The organism is Pigmentibacter sp. JX0631 (assembly GCF_029873255.1).
In the GTDB taxonomy this organism is placed as follows: Bacteria; Bdellovibrionota_B; Oligoflexia; order Silvanigrellales; family Silvanigrellaceae; genus Silvanigrella.
In genome coordinates this window covers 112,587-129,866 of the sequence record NZ_CP123622.1, presented here as the reverse complement: position 1 = coordinate 129,866, position 17,280 = coordinate 112,587, and the positions used below count along the sequence as shown (strand labels likewise).

19 protein-coding genes are annotated in these 17,280 nt (G+C 30.1%); 13 read left to right on the top strand and 6 right to left on the bottom strand.

Annotation, left to right across the window (positions count from 1 at the left end; translation table 11 throughout):
- The first annotated feature begins 44 nt into the window (after positions 1-44).
- From QEJ31_RS00490 to QEJ31_RS00455, 8 genes are all read left to right on the top strand, one after another.
- Positions 45-1,424, top strand: coding sequence for a hypothetical protein (locus QEJ31_RS00490; protein WP_280591767.1), 1,380 nt, complete (start codon positions 45-47; stop codon positions 1,422-1,424).
- A 17-nt stretch (positions 1,425-1,441) separates the two neighbouring features.
- Entirely contained in the window at positions 1,442-2,881 is a 1,440-nt protein-coding gene (locus QEJ31_RS00485; RefSeq protein ID WP_280591765.1) for a DHA2 family efflux MFS transporter permease subunit, read from the top strand.
- 125 nt (positions 2,882-3,006) lie between these two features.
- Positions 3,007-3,525: a GNAT family N-acetyltransferase gene (locus QEJ31_RS00480; RefSeq protein ID WP_280591762.1), complete on the top strand. Its 519-nt coding sequence runs from the start codon at positions 3,007-3,009 to the stop codon at positions 3,523-3,525.
- Between the two features lie 482 nt (positions 3,526-4,007).
- A complete protein-coding gene (locus QEJ31_RS00475) occupies positions 4,008-5,225 on the top strand; it encodes a branched-chain amino acid transport system II carrier protein (protein WP_280591759.1) in 1,218 nt (405 codons plus the stop codon).
- 39 nt (positions 5,226-5,264) lie between these two features.
- Positions 5,265-6,758 (top strand): hypothetical protein, encoded by a 1,494-nt coding sequence (locus QEJ31_RS00470; RefSeq protein WP_280591758.1) that lies wholly within the window; start codon positions 5,265-5,267, stop codon positions 6,756-6,758.
- Complete coding sequence (gene menC, locus QEJ31_RS00465; protein WP_280591756.1) at positions 6,755-7,867, top strand: o-succinylbenzoate synthase; 1,113 nt, start codon at positions 6,755-6,757, stop codon at positions 7,865-7,867. The genes QEJ31_RS00470 and menC overlap by 4 nt, the downstream gene beginning before the upstream one ends.
- Positions 7,868-8,090: 223 nt before the next feature.
- The gene (locus tag QEJ31_RS00460; RefSeq protein WP_280591755.1) at positions 8,091-9,287 is read left to right on the top strand and encodes a hypothetical protein; all 1,197 of its coding nucleotides are present in this window, start codon (positions 8,091-8,093) and stop codon (positions 9,285-9,287) included.
- A 10-nt stretch (positions 9,288-9,297) separates the two neighbouring features.
- A complete protein-coding gene (locus QEJ31_RS00455) occupies positions 9,298-9,777 on the top strand; it encodes a hypothetical protein (RefSeq protein WP_280591753.1) in 480 nt (159 codons plus the stop codon).
- Between the two features lie 56 nt (positions 9,778-9,833).
- Here the strand turns inward: QEJ31_RS00455 and QEJ31_RS00450 are convergent, their stop codons facing one another.
- From QEJ31_RS00450 to QEJ31_RS00440, 3 genes are all read right to left on the bottom strand, one after another.
- Positions 9,834-10,025, bottom strand: a complete 192-nt coding sequence (locus QEJ31_RS00450) for a hypothetical protein (protein ID WP_280591752.1) — start codon at positions 10,023-10,025, stop codon at positions 9,834-9,836.
- Between the two features lie 5 nt (positions 10,026-10,030).
- Positions 10,031-10,891 carry a lysophospholipid acyltransferase family protein gene (locus tag QEJ31_RS00445; protein ID WP_280591751.1) on the bottom strand — a complete coding sequence of 287 codons (861 nt, stop codon included), beginning with the start codon at positions 10,889-10,891 and terminating at the stop codon, positions 10,031-10,033.
- A 66-nt stretch (positions 10,892-10,957) separates the two neighbouring features.
- Positions 10,958-11,764, bottom strand: coding sequence for a hypothetical protein (locus tag QEJ31_RS00440; RefSeq protein ID WP_280591749.1), 807 nt, complete (start codon positions 11,762-11,764; stop codon positions 10,958-10,960).
- A 155-nt stretch (positions 11,765-11,919) separates the two neighbouring features.
- On the opposite strand from QEJ31_RS00440, the gene QEJ31_RS00435 reads away from it, so the two are divergent.
- Together QEJ31_RS00435 and dapF are read left to right on the top strand one after the other, a co-directional pair.
- Positions 11,920-12,201: a 2Fe-2S iron-sulfur cluster-binding protein gene (locus QEJ31_RS00435; protein WP_280591748.1), complete on the top strand. Its 282-nt coding sequence runs from the start codon at positions 11,920-11,922 to the stop codon at positions 12,199-12,201.
- Between the two features lie 38 nt (positions 12,202-12,239).
- The gene (gene dapF, locus QEJ31_RS00430; RefSeq protein WP_280591746.1) at positions 12,240-13,193 is read left to right on the top strand and encodes a diaminopimelate epimerase; all 954 of its coding nucleotides are present in this window, start codon (positions 12,240-12,242) and stop codon (positions 13,191-13,193) included.
- Between the two features lies 1 nt (position 13,194).
- Here the strand turns inward: dapF and QEJ31_RS00425 are convergent, their stop codons facing one another.
- The 3 genes from QEJ31_RS00425 to QEJ31_RS00415 form a co-directional block, all read right to left on the bottom strand.
- Complete coding sequence (locus QEJ31_RS00425) at positions 13,195-14,826, bottom strand: peptide ABC transporter substrate-binding protein (RefSeq protein WP_280591744.1); 1,632 nt, start codon at positions 14,824-14,826, stop codon at positions 13,195-13,197.
- Positions 14,827-14,908: 82 nt separating this feature from the next.
- Positions 14,909-15,505, bottom strand: coding sequence for a GTP cyclohydrolase I FolE (folE, locus tag QEJ31_RS00420; protein WP_280591742.1), 597 nt, complete (start codon positions 15,503-15,505; stop codon positions 14,909-14,911).
- A 9-nt stretch (positions 15,506-15,514) separates the two neighbouring features.
- A complete protein-coding gene (locus tag QEJ31_RS00415; protein WP_280591740.1) occupies positions 15,515-15,859 on the bottom strand; it encodes a YhbY family RNA-binding protein in 345 nt (114 codons plus the stop codon).
- 146 nt (positions 15,860-16,005) lie between these two features.
- Between QEJ31_RS00415 and QEJ31_RS00410 the strand changes: the two genes are divergently transcribed.
- Genes QEJ31_RS00410 through QEJ31_RS00400 form a run of 3 tightly spaced genes read left to right on the top strand, consistent with a single transcriptional unit; the run spans position 16,006 to position 17,280 of the window.
- Positions 16,006-16,374 carry a response regulator gene (locus tag QEJ31_RS00410; RefSeq protein ID WP_158999702.1) on the top strand — a complete coding sequence of 123 codons (369 nt, stop codon included), beginning with the start codon at positions 16,006-16,008 and terminating at the stop codon, positions 16,372-16,374.
- Between the two features lie 18 nt (positions 16,375-16,392).
- Positions 16,393-16,959, top strand: a complete 567-nt coding sequence (locus tag QEJ31_RS00405) for a chemotaxis protein CheW (RefSeq protein WP_280591736.1) — start codon at positions 16,393-16,395, stop codon at positions 16,957-16,959.
- 12 nt (positions 16,960-16,971) lie between these two features.
- Complete coding sequence (locus QEJ31_RS00400) at positions 16,972-17,280, top strand: STAS domain-containing protein (protein WP_280591735.1); 309 nt, start codon at positions 16,972-16,974, stop codon at positions 17,278-17,280.

Here is a 17,280-nt window from a genome sequence, read left to right as displayed (position 1 = left end):
CGAAAATCTTACAGATATTTTCAAAATTGCAGGGGTATTTTTACATGGTTGTAGAAAATGATTTCGACGTAATTTTGGAAGATGCTGTAGCTACCCTCAAAGGACATTTGGTAGATTCTACAGAATTTTCTCGTTTCGAAGAAGTTTTTTCTAAATCAAATGAAATTAATTTTAGTCAATTAAATTCTATTAGTTGGCTTGGTGTTCAACGTCTATATGATATTTTATTAAAAATAGAAAATCCTATTAAGTTATCTAATATACCGCCACATGTTTATAGGATTTTGCTTTTACTTCCTAATTTTGGAAGAAAAATTGGGATTAAAAGCTTTCAAATTGAATTTTTTGGATTAGATGATAGAATATTAAAACAAGATATTACCTTAGAGAAACTTAGTGATTTAGGAAAAAAACAAGGGCGCTTTGCAAAGATCCAAACAGGACAAATGATTAGTGGCTCGTTACATCATTTATGTAGACCGTATTTTCAGGATTATTTGTTACCAAAAAAGAATTATGTATCAAAGTGGTGTATTGAGAATGAAGATTTTTGTACTTTTCTTTATGAATATGTTTGTTTTACAAAATTAGTATTAGAAATATGTTCGTTAGCGCAAGATTCTACTTCTATTTTAATTGAGGAAAGTTTACAAAATATTTGTGCGAAAATTTCTTGTTTAGAATTTTCTGTGAAAAATATTTTACCAAATTTTAGTGAATTTAAATCACGTTATCTAATGTCATTAATGCCTCATATTCATGAAATTTCCAAAACAGTAGTTTCTGCAATCAATTTGAGTAGTGGAACATTTGAATCAGTAGTACAAACTTTTGAAGCATTATTTATGCGAGATACAGCGTCTTCTCATGATATTTTTGATCAATTTGAAAATTTTATGAATTTTACTGAACAGCTAGACCCAATAGCAAAAAGTTTAGAAGATGTTGGAGTTGAGCTTGGAACGCACGTTTTAAGATTTGGTGATATTGGAAATTTACATCAAGCATTTACAACTTTCAATGGGAATGATTTAGGAGAAAAAATAATCATTTCATTAAGAAGAAAATTGAAATATGATCAGTATATTAACTTAACTTGGTTCGACACTTATCAAGAAATAAAAAGCGATTTTAAATATATTGATTCTGAATTAAGTAAATGTATAGTTGCTCTTCAAGGCTTTGATTTAGTGCGTCAAGTATTTGAGCATAGAATAGCTGAAATTAAAATATTCCGTGAAAATCTAAATTTGGTTAAAAATAAACAACTACCATGGGAAAAATTGAAAGAAAAAATAACATCACAAATAGTCGATAGATTAGTCACAGATCAGGAAAAGTATAGTTTTTCTTTTTTCTTTCCAGACTCGACTTTAAGTAAGAAGAAATCTAATATTAATAATGGTAGTCCTTTATTTTTTTAAATTAATATTGGTTACTAATGATAATAAAAAGGCTGGAATATAAATATCTAGTTGCGTTAATTTATACCTGCGTTCTATTTTTAGATCGCATGGATGTTACGATAGTTAATATAGCAATGCCAACATTTGCAAAAGTTTTTGAAGTACCAATTACAAGAACAGAATGGATTTCAACTGGTTTTTTGATGTCTCTCGCAATTGTAATTCCAATTAGTGGTTGGCTTGGAGACAAGTTTGGGTATAAAAAAATTTTTATTTTAGGAACAATTATCTTTACATTAGGTTCATTGTTTTGTGCGAGTTCTTGGAGTCTCTCATCACTAATTATGTTTAGAGTCTTAAAAGGTTTAGGTGGAGGAATTTTAGTTCCCGTTGGTATGACAATGACCTATAGAGCTTTTTCACATACCGAATTTTCTAAAGCTGCTAGTTACACACTAATGCCTACTTTGGTTGCCCCTGCGATAGCGCCAACTTTTGGAGGTTTTGTTCTCGAGCATTTTAGCTGGAGATGGATTTTTCTATTTAATGTTCCTATTGGAATGTTAGCAATTTTTCTCTCTATTATTTATTTAAAGGAAGAAAAATTGCCATCAGCTCCCCCTTTAGATTGGTTTGGATTTTTCTTATCAGCCATTGGGTTAGCTTCATTGCTATATACTTTTTCAAGAGTAGGACACTTTGGATTAGGTGATGAATTGGTGTGGGTTTGTTTACTTATTGCTATTTTTTCTATGGGAATTTTTATTTTTTGGGAGAAAATACATTTAAATCCCTTAATAGATTTAAAATTTTTTAAAGTACCACTATTTGTTCAGGCTAATTTAATCCAATTTTGCTTACAAATAACGCATTTTGGTTCTTTATTTATAATTGCTATTTATTTGCAAATTGGCGTAGGAATGACACCTTTCCAAAGTGGACTGGCTATGTGTACTCAACCTATAGGCTCAATTATGCTTTTGCCTATTGTTCCAAAAATTTTTAATCGCTTTGGGCCAAAATATTTAATTTTTTGGGGATTAATCGGCTTATCTGGAATGACCTATCTCATTCCTAAAATTCAAGTTGAGAGTGACTTTTTCTTCGCAGCGTGTTTGCTTTGGGTTCGAGGCCTTGTTTTAGGTCTCATTAATGCTCCAATACAAGCTTCAGTTTTATTCAATATAAAGAAAGAAGATGCTGGTCGTGCAAGCTCCTTATTCAATGCTGGTAGACAAATAGCCATTAGTTTTGGAGTAGCATTGTCATCGCTGGTATTAGCTAGCGGATTTCGTGAATTTAATATTTCTTCAACGGATATAATGCTAAATAAAAGCTCTTTACCAATATTTGAGAGAGTTTTCATATTACTATCTGCAATATCTTTTTTGGCAGTTTTTATAACCCTAACTATCAGTAATAAACAAATCCTGGAAAAGTTAAGGACTTCGAATTCTGTAGCAAAGAAAACCTAGGTAAAATAGAGTTTTAGGAAAAAGCTTATGCAATCAGCTAATAATCAATCATTTTTTTGAATCTGGTTTTTTTTAAATTCTTATGTTCTAATAGAACAAACCTCTTTTAGAGTGAGGATCAAACTGTGGAATTCGTTTTACGTGAAATGAATAAATTTGATTCAGTTAAATGCAAAGAATTAACTGTCCAATTAGGTTATCCAGAACAATTAATCGATTTTGATAAAAGATTTTCGCTCATTAATAAACTACCACATCATCATCTTGTTGTTGGTGAAACACTTGCGGATAAAAATGTTATTGCCTGGATGCACTTAGAAATCCGTTACCTCCTTTTTTCTACATTTAGAGTAGAAATTTCTGCCTTAATTGTTGATGAAAGGTTTAGAGGTAATGGAGTAGGTAGAAGACTACTAAATTATGCTGAAAACTGGACTAAAAATTGTGGTTTTAAAGAGGTATTTTTATATAACCAATCGAATATAGAAGAAGAAAGTAATTTTTGTCTTAAAAATGGCTTTCAATATATAAAAGACCTTAAAATGTTTATTAAATCTTTAGATAAAAATCATATAATAAGTGATGTAAAAATGCCAATTGATTCTCCTAAAATTGATATTAATCTTGAACAAGTAAAGAATTGACAAGTAAAATGGAATACTAAACCAGTAATTAATTTTAAAAGAGATATATTTCTCAATTATGAGGATACTAAAATAATAATGTAACTACCTAAAAATTTATATATTTGATTAAATTTATATTTTCTTATTGATAAAAGAGGATAAATACTATACATGTATTGGTACAGAATTTTTCTGTCTCTTGAAAAGGCTGTTTCTTATGAAAAATTACAATTTTTATGTCATAAAAAGGTTTTATAATTCTAATAACAAATTCTTTTCAAAAGTATCTCAAGTTAATTTACTAGTCTTATTAAACCTGCTCCTCTCTGTCGTTGACTAACAAAAAAACAAATCTCAAAAATATAAAAAATTAAAAGTATAGGTAATTTTATTTATAAATTTTAAATCTATATTTTTAAAAATCTTTTTCTGCATTTAATAGGAATAAATTTCTATTAAAAAAGTTACTATAAATATTTATTATATGGAGTAATTTTTGAATGAAAAATACGATAGATCATAACATAAAATTAAAAAAACCTTTTTTATCTATTGATTTAATTTTTACAGGAGTTGCTTTTTTTGCAATGTTATTTGGAAGTGGAAGTGTTATTTTAGCCTTAGCGCTTGGAAAAGATTCGGGTAACATGACACATTGGGCCCTAATAGGTTTTATAATAGCTACCGTACTGTTACCCATTATTGGCCTATTATCAATTTTACTTTATGATGGAAATATTGAAGAATATTTTTCAAAAGTGGGAATTTTTCCAGGGAAATTAATTATTTTTATTTGCATGATTTTGCTTGGCCCTTTAGGAGTTATTCCACGTTTGTTAGGAACAGCATATACTTCATTAAATTGGTATTTACCTGATCTTTCATTTATACAATTTAGTATTATAATTATTCCGATATTACTTTTGTTTACTTTTAAGAAAAATAGTATAATAGACTACATTGGAAAAATTCTTGGTCCTATTAAAATAATAATATTGTTGATGTTTGTTATATATGGACTCTTTTTTGGAATGAATTCACAAATTCAAACTGATTTAAATCCACTTCAGGCAATTCAAAAAGGACTAATTGATGGATATGGAACTTTAGATCTTCTTGGAGTTTTACTTATAGGTCAATTTATCGCTTCTCATCTACGAAAAAATGATTGTAAAGTAATGTCAGAAAATGACAAAAAATTCCAAATGGACTCAGTAAAAGTAGCTATTATTGGTGGTTTATTACTTTTAGTTGTGTATGTAGGATTCTGTTTACTAGCTTCATTTCATAGTACTGAACTTGCGGGAGTTGATCGCTATGAAATAATTAATACCTTAGCTCCAATGATTTTAGGCAAAAATAGTGGAATGTTAATTAGCGCAATAATTGTAGTTTCTAGCATAGTTTCAGCAATTGCTTTAATAGCTGTTTTTACAAATTACTTGCAACAAATGTTTAATAAAATATTTCATTTTAAAGAAGATAAATCATATATTATTTGTTTACTATTTACAATTATATTAGCTTGTATATTAACTAATTTGGGATTTAGCGGCATTATGAACATTATTATCCCTTTAGCTGAAATATGTTATCCAGCAATTATCGTTTTATCAATCTGCAATATAATTTATAAAAAAATGGGGTTTAACTATGTGAAAATGTCAGTGATTACAACTTTTATAATTACAATTATACTTAAGACTTTATCTTTTTAGAAATGTTTTATAAATTTTATTAAAATTAGAGAATTAATTATGCTAGACAAACAAAAATACTCTGAGATAATTTTTAAATTATTAGAAATTAATCCTCATTTCAAAAGAATTATAGATAGTAAAAATCTAAAATATTATTATGAACCAGCATGTAATTGGAAACCTGATAGTAAAAATTTTCCTTACAAAGAAAATTTAAAATCTAGAATAATAGACAATATTAAAAAAGTATATGATATTGAAACTGCTTATTTAGTTAAAAAATATTTTGATTCAAATTTTTGTGCTGAAACTGGTTCGCATATTTCTATACCTAGAAGTCAAGATAAAGTTGGGAAAAATATTAGCGTTAATCGTAACATAAATACGTTAATTTTTCAGGGGACTATATTATCAGCAGCAAAAAATATAAATAATGAAAATAAAATTCATTTTAGTATGGGTACAAGTAGAGTTTACTTAAACAACGCAAATAGTGCGGCATATATTCAGTTTGACAAAGATGACGGATGTGTTCGGTTAGTATCTAATCGTTGGAAAGATACTCCACAAATTTATATACCTTCTTTTGAATTATCTGGTATTCTAAACTTAAAAATGCAAGCAACAAATTTTATTAGAAAAAAATATGCGAATAAAGTTGATGAATTGCAAAATGGTATAAAAAATATTGAAAAAATATTCGCATTCTTTGAAGAAGTTTCAACAAAAGAAAATGCTGAAAATAAAAATAATTTAACTTTTAGTGAACAGATATCTAAAGTTAATTCTTTTCTTTTTAACGAAATTTTAAGCCAAACAGGTTTAAAGCATGTTTCAATAGATTATGAAAAAATTTCTTGGGATTTTTTAATTGAACTTTTAGAAGATAAAAAAAGTATAACGTATAAAATATTTTCTGATAAAAAATTGCGGGATAAATTTTTAAATATTTTTTCTGAGATTCAAACCGGGTGGCAATCTGGACAATTACCTTTTGATGAGGTGATAGAAAAAAATGGGATAAAAAAATTATTTCCTCTCATAGCCTCTGAAATTGAAAATAGTGAATCTGATCTTTTCATTGAGAAGATATTGGAAAATTTGCGTGAAAATAGAATTATCCCAAAAGGTGTTCTGCAATTTTTTCTTTTCATGATAGAAGGCGGATTGTTACCTTTAGGGGGTATGAACCAATCGATATATTGTACTAAAATTCGTGATTTATCAATACATTTTTTACAAAATGATCTTGGTGAACATGAACGTGCTGCAGCCCTTAAAAAATTACCTAGCGAGATTATGAATATCAGTCTTTCTTGGGGAATTATGAAAGGTACGAATGATCTTTTATGTTATTCAGATTTTTTGGAGAAGGAAATAAAGCTAAACAAAAGTCATATGCATTCTATTTTAAATATTCCAGGTGAGGATGCTTTAAACTTAAGTATTCCAAGTTTATGCGAATTTTTACTGCAAGAAAATTTTGATCCTTTGTTTGAAAATCAATTTATTCAACAAATTAAAGAAAAAGGAAATATCTTACAATTATGAATAATATTCTTAAAATTAAAAATATTGAAATATTTAAAGTATCAATCCCTTTACTTAGACCATTTGTTACGAGCTTTGGTTCTTTAGTACAAAGAAATATTATACTTGTAAAGTTAATAGATTCTGATGGGAATTTTGGGATTGGAGAAGCCCCAGTTCTTGACTATCCTGTATATAAATCAGAATTTTTTTCTTCAGCATATTGTGTTTTAAATGAAATTATACTTCCATTTCTAGTTGGAAAATCGTTTTCCTCACCAGAGGAACTTGATAAATCTTTGAATTTTATTAAAGGTAATAATTTTGCAAAGGCTTCTTTATCGATAGCTGCTTATGACTATTTCGCTAAAATAAATAAAAAAAGTTTGGCGAAATTTCTTGGAGCTGAAAAAAATATTGTTACAGTATCAAATACAATTTCTATTCATGAACAAATTTCTGCTATGCTAAATGAAAGCAATAGTTATAAAGATATTAAAACTCTAAAATTAAAAATCAAACCCGGCAATGATATTCACTTTGTAGCAGCATTGCGAAATGCTTTTCCTAATGCTCAAATAATGGTTGATGCTAATGCTTCTTATCCATATAATAAAGAAACAATTGAAATATTTAAAAAAATGGAAGAATATTCTATATTTTGTATTGAGCAACCCTTGGCTCACAACGATATTGTTGAACACGCAAAGTTACAAAAGAAATTAAATATTCCGATTGCATTGGATGAATCAATAGAAAGCTGTGAAGATCTTATTAAAGCCTATGAATTGGGAAGTTGTCAGATGGTTAACATAAAAATCCCAAGAGTAGGTGGGTTATCAGAAAGTATTAAAATCCATAATTATTGTTTAAAAGAAAAAATTCCTGCTTGGGTAGGCGGTATGGTAGAATCCCCCGTTGGAATAAGTGCTAATCTTGCCTTTTCTGCGTTGCCGGGCTGCAATTATCCAGTCGATTTTTTAGATTCATTTTGGTTAATTGATAATTTTTACAAATATTTTTGTAAACATCCTATTGAAAAAAAACTGGATAAAGCTTCTCTGTATTTCTTTGGAAGTGGAATTAGTGAAAATATCAATTTAAATTGCTTACATTCTTCTTTAATTTAAATAATGTTAGTTTATTAGTGATTATTTTAAAAATTCTGTCTTGTAATTATGCAAATGCCTGCAAAATCTTTAAATTTATAATAAAATCAAAGATTTTATTTATTCTTTTTTCTAAATAGCATGTCATAAAAAATTACAATCAAAACCTTTCTTTGTTAGCTACCCAAAAATGATGTATTACTTAATTTGTTTTTGGTTATCTATTCTTTCAGAAAGGTAAACTATGGAAAAGAAAACAAAACTCTATTTTAAAGTTTCTATGTATCTTTTTTTATTAACTTTTGATTTAAAAATATACGCATTTTCTAATAAATCTGAAAAATTAATAAATAGTGATGTGAAAATATTAAATGTTAATAATTTAGATAGAAGTAGCGATGGCATTATTCCTGCACCTTTACCTGATTTAAATGGTTTAAAGCAATATGCCAAACAAAATAGTGGTAATTTGCCAAATGTTTATGGCAAATTAAATTTAAATACTGTTCAGTTAAATGAAGCGTTTACTTCCGGCGGATTTAAAAATTTTCCTATTCAACTTAATTGCATGCAAGAACCTCTTTGCAATACACGGCTTGAAATAGGGGATATGGGTAATGGATTACTGCATATTGTAGCTTCTGACAATTTAACCAATAAAAAAGCTGATGTTAGCATAAAGTTGAGTACAGAAAATGGAAGTCCTATAAATATGTCCAATTTAGCTTATACTTTAGAACAACCAAATATGAATGAAATTATAGGAACCGATAATATTATAGATGTGAGTCCATATTTTTCATACCAATTTAGCAAACCTATATCTTATATCCAGTTGCCTTTAGTACCTAATTCTTTCTATCAAATATGTGATGGCAAAGGAGAAAATTGTTCTCCTAAAAAACAACTTTTTGATGCTATGTTTTCAGGAAACAAAGTAGAATATTTAAGCTTTTGGAAACTTGAGCAAAAAGGATATCTTAGTCCAGATACTTCTCAATCCTTTCAATTTTCTTATTCAACAGGTTTAACTGATACGACATCAACAACTTTATCTTGGTCAATTGGCTTAAAAATTCCAATTAAAGCGGGTGATCTTAGCGGAACAATAGGACAAGCAATTAATAAAACGGTGTCTTTTCAAGACAGCACTACTGTAACAAACACTGTTACTTTTGATAAACCCGAAACACAATCCACGATAGGTGAATACGTACTTTATATTGGAGTAAATGATAATTTTCCTGTAGTAGATGAGTTGATTAGTGAATTGAATAAGAAATTTGAAAATAATTCTGAATTTACTTTTTCTAAAGCACAAGACTATTTTGATTCTAAATCAAATTCTGGAATTACTTCTGGGACTACTGCTTTTATGAATAGTAAAGAAAATGAACCAAAAATGTTAGTAACTTGGCCGGTTAGTGTTCCTTCTCTTTAAAGGAAGTTTTATGTTGAAAATTAAATTTTATTCTAGAATATTTTTAAGTCTTTTACCTTTCTGTTATTCAAGTTTTTGTTATGCTGATTATACTGTAAATGTAAGTACATTGGATTATACAAAATTAAACAGAAGTAATATTTATTTTAGCGCTAATACTTATCCTCCTTATTCATGTCCTTCAACTACAAATTTTCCACCAGGATGTCAGTTAGTATTTAATTCAGGACAGGCTTCTGATGTCTTTTATTTTTTCGATCCCTCTGGAAAAAAAAGATTTAAATTTTATTTGGCAGATTCCGGCAATTGGTCTTTAAATGCTTTTTATGGAGATCGTTTTACAGATTTAAATTCATTTCTAAAAATTCCGTTAATAGGACAAATTCAATTACATGGTATGTTTCCTGTTGTGTATTTATATTCCAATGCTAATGGCGTTTATTTAAAAGATCAAGATAATAAAGTATTTGAATTGATCACGTGGAATTAAGGAATTAAATTTTAATTATCTATTAAAAATTGAAATAAATGATCTTTATTAGATAATTAAGATATTTTAACTTTATCTTTAAAGAAATCTATACAATCAGTTAATTTTGCAAGAATATGTGGGTCATTTATTTCTTCAATAGTGGTCGCTAATTTTATTTCTTCTAATAAATTTTCTAAAAATCGAATATTTGCTTTGTAATCATGATTTAATTTTGCTTTTTCATCTTTTAGATTTGATTTGGTCATACTTTCTATCCCCAACGATTGTGCATCCAAAAATATTCTTCAGGATTTAAACGAATCATTTGTTCTACTTGTGAATTTATACGAACAGTATTTTCTGTTACATTTTCTTGAAAAGATTTGTTTTTATCTTGAGTCATTTGAAATTCTGGAAAGAAAATAATTTCATGGGTATTGATGTTAATTCGTTTTATTATCGCCGGAATAACTGGAGCATTTCTTCGTAGCCAAAGCTTTGCTAAACTATTATTAGTAGAAGCATTTTTCCCAAAAAAAGGTAACATTTCTCCTCTCGGGCGCTTTTGGTCAACTATAAAACCAATAATTTCTTTTTTATTTAAGGCATTAAATATTTGTGTTGTAGTAGATAAGTTTCCATTACGTTCAATTAAATGAAAACCAACTTCTGAGCGCATATTTTCAAACCATTTTGCCAAGTTTCCTTTACCAATAGGCTTAACAACAACATGAATAGGAACTAAATTTTTTGCGCTGATATGACAAAGATATTCCCAATTTCCCATATGGATACAAATTGCGTATACGCCTTGACCTCTTGCTATAAGGTCTTCCATATATTCTTTGTTTTTAAATATATAATTGGTTTTTTTGAATAACCTATTAGCTGCAAGTAATTCAATTGCGGTGCGGAAAAAATTTATCGTAGATTTCCTACCTAATTTTATTTTTTCTTCTAATGTTTTTTCATCTCCAAAAGCAATCGACAGATTTTTTAAAATAACTTTTCTTCTAATACGCAAAATGTCAAAGGAAAGTATGCCAAGAAAAAAAGCAAAAATAGCAATTCCTCTATGTCCTAAAGTATAAAACAAAAAAGAAATTATATTTAAAAATAAGGTTAATAACATTAGAAAGGCCCCAAGTTAAAATGACTGCCAAAGCCATCTTAGCCTAACTATAATTTGTTATTAAGTCTAGACATCTTCAACTAGAGGGTGTTCCAAGAAGTGAGTTTCAACTTCCATTTTGGTAAAAAATTTCTCATTACATACTGAACAGCGATATTGAGCGTTTTCACGGGAGAACGGTTTTTGATTTGGTTTTCTATACAATACTGGTTTTTCAATTTCTTTTGGCGTTTGTTTTATATCCGATTCATGATCCATAGGGTCGCCCGTGCTTACCGATTCTTCTTCCATTGGTGGTGGTTCTACAGCCGGTTCAGCTTGAGCCTGCATAACATCTGACTCTGAGGATTCAACATTTATATCATCAGGTGTTGTGTCTACATTTTCTGAATCTTCAGGCTGATTTGGTACTGCTCGTAATGGAGCTCTATATGCTACTGAATTTTTTGGGATTGAAGAACCTATTGTTCCTTGCCTCGATGTTAATTTATCACGCTTTGTTTTCTCAGCTTTCTCAGCTAAACCTGAAAACAAATTGTGTAAATGATCTCCTAATACTTTTGGAAAACGACTGACTTGCAGATCGCGAATCACACATAGAGCGGTATCTTCTTGATTTGTATATGTTTTACCGCATAATAAACACATGTAAGTTTGGGTATTATTTTTTGTTGCAATGACAGGTAAGGACTGAATATTTAAGGCATTATTTGTTAAACATTTCCAGGCATCGTTAGGATTTGTAAATCTTTTTCCACATAAACCACATACATAACAACCAGGTCCCTTCATAACACGGCAAAGTCTCTGCATTGGCGAAAGGGAGCCTGCAGAGGGTTTTAAAAAAGATTGAATGTTTCTTGGAATTCCCATAGTATCTTTCTATGAAATAATAGGGTGATAACTTCAAGCATTCCTTTTATATATATCGGAAAGTTGTTAAAAAACTAAATATTGCTATCACCAGGGAACTCATATAGGAGTATTTGGAACGTCCAGTTAAGGATAGTTTTAGGAAGGAAAAAAAAATGCCAATTCTCTCAATAAAAACAGATAAAAAAAATATAAATGTTGAAGTAGGAGCATCTATTATCGATGTTTGTGAAAATGAAGAAACAAGTATTTTATTTGGATGCCGTGACGGTGCTTGTGGTGCTTGCATGATAAAAGTAGTTGATAATCCTTCGAATTTAAGCAAAATGGAAGATCATGAAAAGGACTTTCTGGAAACTATGGCGGCAAGAGAAGATGAACGTTTGGCTTGCCAATGTAAAGTTTTAGGTGATGTTACTATAGAAGTGTCCGAATAAATTTTTAATATTTGTTTCTCTGCTTATTAGGATTTAATATGAGTTTTCATGAAAATATTACGTTTGAAAAATATCATGGAGCAGGAAACGATTTCATTTTTATTGCGCATGATGTTCTTTCCTCATTTAGTAATTTAGAAGATTTAAAAAACTTTGCCTTTCGCTTCTGTAACAGAAATACAGGAATTGGAGCTGATGGAATTGTTTTTTATAAATTTTTATCAAATACAAATTCTTTAAATAAAATTGAAATTCTAATTATCAATTCTGACGGCAGCATTCCAGAAACTTGTGGGAATGCATTACGTTGTCTTGGATTAAAATTAATTAAAGATGAAATCTGGAATGGAAACATATTGTTTCCCGTAAATTATATTTATCCAACATGTCTTGAAAATTTTTCTGAGGTCAAATTCCTCCAACTAACTCAACCTTTTGCCATTTTAAAATCGGCTCAATTTTCAAATTCCAACAAAGTTGCAAATGTTCAAGTGGGAATGGGAAAAGAACAAATTGTTACAGAAACAAAATTTACGAAAAATAATAGTATACAAATTGCATTAGAGGCTGATCCTATCTTTGTGCAGCTTGCGAACCCCCATTGGGTATTTTTATCTCAAGATTTCGACAAATTTAGTAACAAAGAATTTGTTCAATTTGGAGAATTCGCACAAAATTCTTTGCGCGAAAATGTAGTTAATTATTCTGTTCCAAAAGCCAATATTGGAATGCTTTGGCAAAAACCAAACAATGAGTATAGTTTAGTTGTCTATGAGCGTGGAGCTGGATTGACTCAATGTTGTGGTTCAGGCGGTGTTGCTGCAAGAATAGCTCTAGAAAAATTAGGAAAAATTGAGAAGAATACTGAGCTTGTTTCTTTAAAAATGCCAGGAGGTTTAATCCAAATTTCTTCTCAAATGTCTATCCCTCAATTTTCTGAACAAAGACTTTTAATTGGGCCAGCAGAATTTGTTTATAACGGAACAATTTAAGTTAACTTTTTTTATCATGCTCAACAATATAAAATTCTTTACTTCTGTAATTATCTTGCGGATTATGAAAATTTGCTCCTTGAACATAATTTTTTATCAATCTGCTGTTAGTGCTAGAGTAAATTGGTGAAACAGGAAACTCATCCATAGCTACTTTACTTGCTTCTTCTAGTAATTTTTTTCTTTTGTTTTGATCACTTTCTTTTTCAGCTTGGTGCATAATTGCATCAAATTTCGCATTTTTAAAGCCACCAACATTTTGTACGTTGTTACTTTCAAGTAAACCTAAAAAGTTTTGCGCGTCATTGTAATCGGCACTCCATAATTGAAGTGTTATTTCAAAATTTTTGTTTGATAAATTAGCTAAGTGAATTTTCCATTCTTCACTAAACATTTCTGTTTTTACACCTAGTTCTTTATTCCAAATAGAGGCTAATGCTGTTGCATATTTTTTATCTGTTTCGTTAGTGCTATAAGTAAATTTTATCACTGCAGGTTTGTCTTTTGAATAACCGGCTTCTTGATATAATTTTTTAGCTTTTTCCTTGACTTGTTGTTCAGAAAAATTTGCCCATGCAGGAACAAATTGGTTATAATTTGCAATTCCATATGGTGGAAAATCAAAAATTGGTCTTTCATTTTTCCCAGAAATAAATTTTGTAAAATGTTCACGATTTATAATAATAGAAAGAGCTTCTCTTAACTTTTTATTATCAAATGGAGGTTTTGTTGTATTAAAAGTTAAATAACCTACACTTAAGGATGGATAGCTGCGCATCTCTTTAGGATATTTAATTTTTAAATTTTGAAACATACCGGGCGGGACTCCATAAGTCCAGTCTAATTGGCCTGCTTCATACATTCTAAGTGAAGCTGTTTTATCTTGTACTACGAAATTATTAACCTGTTTTATAATTGTATTTTTGCTATCCCAATAATGAGAGTTTTTTTCTAATGTAGTTTTCTCACCAACGTTCCATGCAGTTAGTTTATAAGCTCCGTTACTGACCATTTTATTTGGATTGGTCCAATTGTTTTTATATTTTTCTATAATTTCTTTTTTTAGTGGAACAAAATTTGATCCAGTAAGTAAACTTAAAAAATATTTTACGGGAGTTTCTAAGGTTATCTCCAAGGTATACTGATCGATGGCTTTGACACCAAGAGTTTCTGGTTTTTGTTTACCCTCATTGATGTTTTGTGCATTTTTTATCACAGAAGCAAGATAAGCCATTTCTGCAGCCGTTTTAGGATCTACAAAACGTCTAAAACTATAAACAAAGTCATTAGCTGTAACGGGTGAACCATCTGACCATTTAGCATTTTTTCTAAGATAAAAAGTGTATTTTAATCCATCAGCACTAACTTTCCAATCAATGGCACCAGCAGGTACAATTACTCCATTCGCATCATCAATCACTAAACCTTCAAATAAATCAAAAATAATATTTGCTCCCAAATTATCCCTACAGTGTGAGGGATCTAATGAGGAAGGTTCGCTAGAATTGTCCTTGTTTAATACCTGAACGGAAGAAAGTTTTGTACCTGGAGGAACGATTGCTGAATAAGAATTGAATTGAAATCCGGAACTAAGTGATGCGAACACAAATATTTTTTTAAATTGATTGAGCATATTTTTTCCTCCAGAATTCTTTTAATAAACAAAGCTTGTTTGTTGTTAATAATGGAAGAGAAAAAAGTCAAGAATATCAATATTATTTTTGAATTAAAGACATAAATTCATTTCGGGAAGCTAGAGAATCACGAAATTGACCATGCATTGCACTTGTGATCATATGGGAGCTTTGTTTTTTTACTCCTCTAACACACATACAGCTGTGTTGTCCTTCAAATACGACAGCAACCCCTTGAGGTTTTAAATATTTATTAATAGCATTAGCTACTTGTTGAGTAAGTCTTTCTTGTACTTGTAGTCTTTGGGCGTAGACATCTACTATGCGAGCTAATTTTGAGAGGCCAACAATTCTGCCGTTACTTGGAATATAAGCAATATGAGCCACACCAGAAAAACTTAGTAAGTGATGTTCACACATTGAGTTAAATTCAATATTGCGCACTAATACCATTTCATCTGAGTCGGTTTCAAAGGTTGTTGATAATATTTCTTCAGGTTGAATAGAATAGCCTTCAGTCATTTCTAAAAGTGCTCGACAAAAACGATCAGGGGTTTCTTTTAGACCTTCTCTGTTAGGATCTTCCCCAATATACTGGAGCAAAATACGAACAGCCTCCGTAGCTTTTTCAGCACTAATGTTGTTTGCACTTACAGCTTTTTTAAAATAGGGACTCATTTTTACTCCTTAAAGTTTTTTTAGGACTATTTTGGCATCTTTCGGGTCCTTTTCCTTATACAGGATGACACTTCTTCCAATCCTTCCTATAACATGAGAGAAATTTTGAAGCACATTTTCCAATTCAGTTTGTTCGTTTTTTTTGGTTGAGGCATCGCTGTTACTTGGTAGTTGCACTTTAATTAATTCATGTTTGTCCAAAGCTAAATTTATTTCTTTCAATACATTTTCGGAAAATCCTTGGGAACCTACTTGGACTACGGGTTTAATATGATGAGCTAAACCCTTCAACTTGGCTTTCTGTTCGCTTGAAAGTTTTTCAGTAAAATTATGGACTTTTTTATCATTAGCCATAGTGATGAGCTCCTTCGAAGTAAAAAAAATACCTTGCAACAAAATTTGTTGAGATGCCATACTTTTTGCACAGTAATTTTAAGAATAAAAACTCTTAACTCAGAAAAAAAGATGACGATAACGAATCTGCAACAGGGAGGATGGTAATGGCCAAGAAAATACTCATCGTTGATGACTCTCGCACGATTCGGCAGCAGGTGGGCTTTACCTTGTCTAAGGAAGGTTTCGAAGTTGTAGAGGCTGAAGACGGTCAAGACGGAATTAATAAACTACAAGGCACACCAGATATCAGCATGATTATTTCTGATGTGAACATGCCAAATATGGGCGGACTTGAAATGATTGAGGCCATCCGGAAAATTGAGCAGTTTAAGTTTATTCCAATTATCATGCTCACTACTGAAAGTAGTGGCGATAAAGTTGAACGGGCAAAAAAAGCGGGTGCTAGTGGTTGGCTAGTTAAACCCTTTAATCCTGAACAGCTTGTAGGTGCTGTTAAAAAACTCGCACGATAACGTTGAAAGGTTGTTTGTATGTCTGATGCTGGAGCTTCTGGAAAAAGTGGTGGTGGTGCTAAATTAGATGCTTTATATAAATTAAAGCATGATACTTCTGGTGTAAGAAAAAGAATCACTCCTAAAATTGAAACATATAAATTAATTGGTTTTAAATTAAATGAAGAAGAATTCGTAATTGAAATAGAACGAGTTAAAGAGATTGTGAAAGTACCATTGGTAACAAGAGTTTCAAAAGCACCAAATTTTGTTGAAGGTGTTGCAAATTTACGCGGAGATATCTTACAAATTGTCAATTTTCACAAAATAATGGGGCTTGATAATTTACCAATTTCTGAAAGAAGCAGAATTATTGTTCTCGATGATAAAAACGTTTTAGCTGCAATTATTGTTGATTCTGTTAGTGAAGTTATTGAAGTGGAAAAAGAAGCAGTTCAAGCAACACCAGACATTGTTGCAGGGGAACGCTCAAAGTTTCTGAAAGGAATTATAAAACCGCATAAACATAGAAATATATTATGGCTTGATTGTGGAGCGATTTATTCTGAGTTTAGTGCGCAAAATGAGAAATCAAATGCTGCATAATTTGAGGGGTATATGACGATTCTTACTTTTGAAAATAATACATTTAAACTTTCAGGGAAACTGACAATATATAAAGTTTCAGAATTGAAAAATAAATTACTCGAAGCATATAATAAAGAAACGAAAAAAGATGCAGATTTTTTTCTAGATTTATCCGCTGTTGAGGCAATAGATGCCGCAGTATTACAATTATTAATATCTCTAAAATTGCTAATTAAAAATGGTAAAGGAAATTTAAAATTAAAAGTCAGTACGCAAACATTTGATTCATTACTGGATTTATTTGGAATGCCTGCTGATACTTTTCCAAAAGCTGCATAA